The following is a 5,568-nucleotide window of genomic DNA, read 5'->3' on the forward strand; positions in this document are numbered from 1 at the left end:
ATGAAACACCCTGTCTCCTTTCTGCGCAGCGTCGGCCTGCTCGAAGCCATTTCGTATTTGATTCTGCTCTTTGCCGCCATGCCTTTGAAGTATGCCTGGGGCATACCGCTGGCGGTCAAGATTGCGGGTTCGGTGCATGGCGGGCTGTTTGTGATCTTCTGCATCGCGCTGTGGCGGGTGCTGATGCACACGGGGTGGCCGTTCAGCCGTGCGGTGCTGGTGTTTATCGCCTCGCTGCTGCCGTTTGTGCCCTTTTTCATCGACCGCCGCATGCGTGCGTGGGCGGCGGAGGACTCCACCCAGACGCCGGCGTGAAGAAGGTACTCATTCATTCCGACGGCGGCTGCCATGGCAACCCAGGCCCTGGTGGCTGGGCGGCTGTGCTGGCCTATGGCAAGCATGTGCGTGAACTCAAAGGCGGTGTGCCGGCCACCACGAACAACCGCATGGAACTGCAGGCGGCGATCGAGGCGCTGCGCATTCTCAAAGAGCCCTGCCAGATCGATTTCCACACCGACTCCCAGTATGTGCGCCAAGGCATCAGTCAGTGGATCTCCGGGTGGAAGCGCAACGGCTGGCGAACCAGCAACAAGCAGGCGGTGAAAAACGCCGACCTCTGGCGCGAACTCGATGCTGCAACCGCCATGCACAAAATCGAGTGGCACTGGGTCAAGGGCCATGCGGGACATACTGAAAACGAACGCTGCGACGAACTGGCGAACGAGGCCATTGCTGCGGTCAAAGCCCGGTACACCTCGCAGCAATTGAAGGCGCTGCTTGAAGAATTTAAGGCGGAGACAGAAGCTCAGCTGCTCTGACGGCTGCTTGCACTGCTGCGGGCATGAACTAAACACTCACACGCATGTCCGCCACCACACCAGAACATGAACGCCTGCGCGCTGACCGCGAGCGCCATGCGAACTGGAAGCGCTGGGGGCCGTATCTGGCCGAGCGGCAGTGGTCCACCGTGCGCGAGGACTACTCGGCGGATGGGGATGCGTGGGCTTCATTTCCGCATGAGCAGGCACGTTCACGCGCCTATCGCTGGGGGGAGGACGGACTGCTGGGAATCACGGACCGCCAGTGCCGGCGGTGCTTTGCGCTGGCGCTGTGGAATCACCGCGACCCCATTCTCAAAGAGCGGCTCTACGGCCTGACCGGACCGCAAGGGAATCACGCCGAGGATGTGAAGGAGCTGTACTACTACCTGGACTCCACGCCGACGCATTCCTACATGAAGGCGTTGTACAAGTATCCGCAGGGTGAGTTTCCCTACCAGCAGCTGGTAGATGAGAATGCGCGGAGGGGGCTGACGGATCCTGAGTTTGAAATCACCGACACGGCGGCGTTCGCCGAAGAGCGCTACTTTGATGTCTTCGTGGAGTATGCCAAGGCAGCGGCTGAGGACATCTGCATCCGCATCACGGTGCACAATCGCGGTCCGGAGGCTGCGGCGCTGGACGTGCTGCCCACGCTTTGGTATCGCAACACGTGGTCCTGGGAAGAAGGCTCGGCCCGGCCGCAGCTTGCTCTCGTGAACGGCGTGGTGGAAGCGACGCATGTTGGCATGAAATCTCCGATGGCGAATGATCTCGGCCAGCATCGTTTGCAGGCGTTGACCTCGAGTGACGGTGTGCAGCCGCAGTGGCTTTTCACTGAGAACGAGACGAATCAGAAGCTGCTGTTTGATTCGCCCAATGCATCGCCCTACACCAAGGATGCGTTTCATCGTTATGTGATCGGGGGCGAAGCTGGTGCGGTGAATCCGGCGCAAACGGGAACTAAGGCCGCCGCATTGTACCGGCTGAACATTCCTGCGGGTGGAAGTGTGACGCTGCAGCTGCGCCTGTGTGAGCGAGCGATGACAACGGCCACGGAGTTTGATGCTGTCTTTGCGCAGCGCATTCAGGAGGCGGATGCGTTTTACCAGACGATCATCGCTTTGAATCCGGTGCAGGCGCAGATCCAGCGACAGGCGCTGGCGGGGCTGCTGTGGTCGAAGCAATTTTATTATTACGTGGTGTCGGAGTGGCTGCAGGGAGACCCAGCGTTTCCGCCGCCACCCGAGGAACGGCTGTCTGGGCGCAACCAACACTGGCAGCATTTGTATGCGCGTGATGTGCTCTCCATGCCGGACAAGTGGGAGTATCCGTGGTTTGCGGCATGGGATGCCGCTTTTCACATGCTGCCGTTTGCGGAGCTGGACCCGGACTTTGCCAAGGAGCAGCTGCTGCTCTTTCTGCGTGAGTGGTACATGCACCCGAATGGCCAGATCCCGGCGTACGAGTGGAAGTTCAGCGATGTGAATCCTCCAGTGCATGCGTGGGCCTGCTGGCGTGTGTATAAAATCGCCGCGCCTGCGGGGGAGCGTGACCGTGAGTTTTTGGAGCGCTGTTTTCAGAAGCTCCTGCTGAACTTCACCTGGTGGGTGAACCGCAAGGACAGCGAGGGGCATAACCTTTTTGCCGGTGGCTTTCTAGGTCTGGACAACATCGGCATCTTTGACCGATCGCAGCCTCTGCCTGACGGGCAGCGGCTGGAACAGGCGGACGGCACGGCTTGGATGGCCTTCTACGCGCTGACCATGCTGAACATGGCACTGGAACTTGCGCAGAGGCCAGACGGCACGGTGAACACTGCGTATGAGGACATGGCCTCGAAATTCTTCGAGCACTTCGTGCAGATCGTCGATGCCATCAACAACATCGGTGACGAGGGGCTGTGGGATGAGACTGACGGCTTTTATTACGATGAGCTGCATGATGATGGAAGGCCCGCCATTCCGCTGCGCACACGCTCGCTGGTGGGCCTGCTGCCGCTCATCGCCGTGGAGCTGCTGGACGAGGGGCGCATCGTCAAGCTGCAGGGATTCAAGAAGCGCATGGACTGGTTTCTTCAGCATCGCGCAGACCTCGCCCATCATGTGAGCTATTGTGTCAAGGGTGGCACGCATGGGCACCGGCTGCTGGCGATTCCTTCGCGCGAGCGCCTGGAGCGGCTGCTTGGCTACCTGCTGGATGAGAAGGAGTTTCTGTCACCCTTCGGTATTCGATCCCTTTCCAAATATCATGAAGCGCATCCTTACACGCTGCGACTCAACGGTGGTGACCTGACCGTCAGCTATGTGCCCGGGGAAAGCGACAGCCACATGTTTGGCGGCAACTCCAACTGGCGTGGACCGGTGTGGTTTCCCATCGCTTATCTGATTGTGGAGGCTCTGGAACGTTACCATCATTTTTATGGCAACGACTTCACCGTGGAACTGCCCACAGGCAGCGGCAAACGGGTGACGCTGCAGGGTGCGGCCAATGAGATCTCGCGGCGTTTGTGCCGACTCTTTGAACCTGATGCCACCGGCCACCGGCCCTGCCACAATGGCGATGACCGCTATGCTGGCGATCCCAACTGGAAAAACCTGCTTCTCTTCCATGAGTATTTTCATGCCGACACTGGCCGTGGCTGCGGAGCCTCGCACCAGACGGGATGGACGGCGCTGGTGGCGCGATTGGTGAGGAGGAGTCAGCACGGTTTGCCGGCGCAAACGGCACGTACGTGACCGCGCAGCCAGCGATGGGCGGCGTCCGCATCGAGCCGGGGGTGCCAGAGCATCGAGACTGTGAACTCAGGCGTAGCGACCGGCAGGGGGAAGGCATGCATGCCAGTGCGCAGACTGGCGGTGTGGCGTTCGGGAACACTCGCGATCAAATCGCTTTCCCGGGCCAAGGCCACGGCGGTCGCAAAGCCGCTGACAATCGTGGTGATCTCACGCTGCAATCCGAGCGGCTTCAAGGCGTCATCAATCGGCCCTGTTTCGTGCCCTTCGCGTGAGACCAGGATGTGTTTTCCAGCAGCATAACGGGAGGGTGTCACCTTCCCTTTACAAAGCGGGTGCCCCATTCGCACAACGCCCATGAGGCGGTCACGGAACAAGGCCTGTGTGCGCAGTTCCGGGCTCGTGGTTTCGTCCACCACGCCTGTTTCCAGATCGACTGCACCTTCGCGCAGGGGCGTGCTGTCTTTGTCTGGCTTGGGTACGAAGCGCAGCCGCACGCCCGGGGCTTCCACACCGCAGCGGGCGATGAGGGTGGGGCCGAAATTTTCCACCCATCCCTCGCTGGTCCGAAGTGTGAACGCGCGGACCAGACGTTTGAAGTCCAGCTTCGCGGCGGGGCGCAGGACTGTTTCGCACTCCTGCACCAGCTGCCGGACTCGTTCGCGGAGTTCAAGTGCGCGAGGAGTGGGGACCAAACCACGTCCAGCGCGGACCAGCAGAGGGTCGCCTGTGGCATCACGCAATCTTCCCAGCGCGCGGCTCATCGCTGACGGACTCAACCGCAGCCGCTTTGCCGCCCGCGCAACACTGCCTTCTGCGAGCAGCGCATCGAGGGTGAAGAGCAGATTGAGATCCGGGTTCGACATGGATGGACGCCAGCATGCCTCGGCTATGACATGGCGTCAAACGCACGAATAGAGTGCAAACCGTGCGTCTTCCGCATGTCTGACCAAGGGCTATCCGTCTCTCGGCTCCCCTATGGGAGGCAGAACACACGAACTCTATGAAGACTTTAATTGAATCCCAAGATCTGAAATTCGCTGAAGCTGCGGAACAGCGGCCGTCCGTGCGCTGGGCGCTCACCGGCCTTTCGCTGAGCATGCTGCTGTCATCGCTCGGCACGAGCATCGCCAATGTTGCGCTACCGTCTTTGACCCGGGCGTTTTCTGCATCGTTTCAAGAAGTCCAGTGGGTGGTCCTGGCCTATCTGCTCGCCATCACCACGCTGATCGTCAGCGTCGGACGTCTTGGAGACATCGTTGGTCGGCGGCGTTTGCTGCAGGCGGGTATCTTGATTTTCACTTTTGCCTCCATCGTATGCGGAGTCGCCACCACGCTCTGGATGTTGATCGCCGCCCGTGCGGTGCAGGGGCTTGGTGCAGCCATCATGATGGCGCTGACGATGGCGTTTATCGGTGAGATTGTGCCGAAGGAAAAAACCGGGAGTGCCATGGGGCTGCTGGGCACCATGTCTGCGATTGGCACTGCGCTTGGGCCGTCGCTCGGTGGCGTGTTGATTGCAGGATGGAGCTGGCGCGCCCTTTTCCTCATCAACGTTCCGCTTGGGCTGCTGGCCTTACTGCTGGTGCGTCATTACCTGCCGGAGGATCGCAAACATTTTGGAGATGGCCGCCGCCACATGGACCTTCTTGGCATGGTGTTGATGGCGCTGACTCTCACAGCCTACGCGCTCGCCATGACACTCGGGCGCGGACACTTTGGAACGCTCAACATTGCCCTGCTGCTGGGGGCTGGCGTGGGATTCGCTCTGTTCCTGCATGTGGAGTTGAAAGCGGCTTCGCCTTTGATCCAGTTGTCCCTGTTCCGTGATCCACGGCTGAGTGCCAACCTCGCCATGAGCGGGATTGTCTCCACGGTGGTGATGACGACACTAGGCAGTGTTTTAAAACTTCTTGAAAGGCTGCATCCAATCGATGACGGCGGCAAAAGCCAACAGAGAGGTGAAGTGCAAGGCAAGTTTATCGCGGCGCAATGACAAGCAGGCCCAAAGCTTG

The 5,568-nt window shown here is 60.2% G+C and carries 4 protein-coding genes and 1 pseudogene; 4 read left to right on the forward strand and 1 reads right to left on the reverse strand.

Features of this window, described 5'->3' with window-relative positions; genetic code table 11:
- From WAW39_RS22555 to WAW39_RS22565, 3 genes are all read left to right on the forward strand, one after another.
- A partial coding sequence (locus WAW39_RS22555; protein WP_422321417.1) for a DUF3817 domain-containing protein occupies nucleotides 1-315 on the forward strand: 315 nt, incomplete at its 5' end.
- The gene (rnhA, locus tag WAW39_RS22560) at nucleotides 312-818 is read left to right on the forward strand and encodes a ribonuclease HI (protein ID WP_397382470.1); all 507 of its coding nucleotides are present in this window, start codon (nucleotides 312-314) and stop codon (nucleotides 816-818) included. The genes WAW39_RS22555 and rnhA, both read left to right, overlap by 4 nt.
- A gap of 44 nt (nucleotides 819-862) precedes the next feature.
- A complete protein-coding gene (locus WAW39_RS22565; RefSeq protein ID WP_422321418.1) occupies nucleotides 863-3,556 on the forward strand; it encodes an MGH1-like glycoside hydrolase domain-containing protein in 2,694 nt (897 codons plus the stop codon).
- Here the strand turns inward: WAW39_RS22565 and WAW39_RS22570 are convergent.
- Nucleotides 3,520-4,419: a LysR family transcriptional regulator gene (locus WAW39_RS22570; RefSeq protein ID WP_422321419.1), complete on the reverse strand. Its 900-nt coding sequence runs from the start codon at nucleotides 4,417-4,419 to the stop codon at nucleotides 3,520-3,522. The two genes, WAW39_RS22565 and WAW39_RS22570, sit on opposite strands and share 37 nt — an antisense overlap.
- 137 nt (nucleotides 4,420-4,556) lie before the next feature.
- On the opposite strand from WAW39_RS22570, the pseudogene WAW39_RS22575 reads away from it, so the two are divergent.
- Nucleotides 4,557-5,447: pseudogene (locus WAW39_RS22575) on the forward strand (MFS transporter); the annotation flags it as partial.
- Nucleotides 5,448-5,568 lie beyond the last annotated feature (121 nt).

Source organism: Prosthecobacter sp., assembly GCF_049294395.1.
Lineage (GTDB): Bacteria > Verrucomicrobiota > Verrucomicrobiia > Verrucomicrobiales > Verrucomicrobiaceae > Prosthecobacter.

Bases quoted from the DNA above. Each gene is read 5' to 3' on its own strand.
- WAW39_RS22565 (WP_422321418.1), top strand. From the start codon at position 863: ATGTCCGCCACCACACCAGAACATGAACGCCTGCGCGCTGACCGCGAG.
- WAW39_RS22570 (WP_422321419.1), bottom strand. From the start codon at position 4,419: ATGTCGAACCCGGATCTCAATCTGCTCTTCACCCTCGATGCGCTGCTC.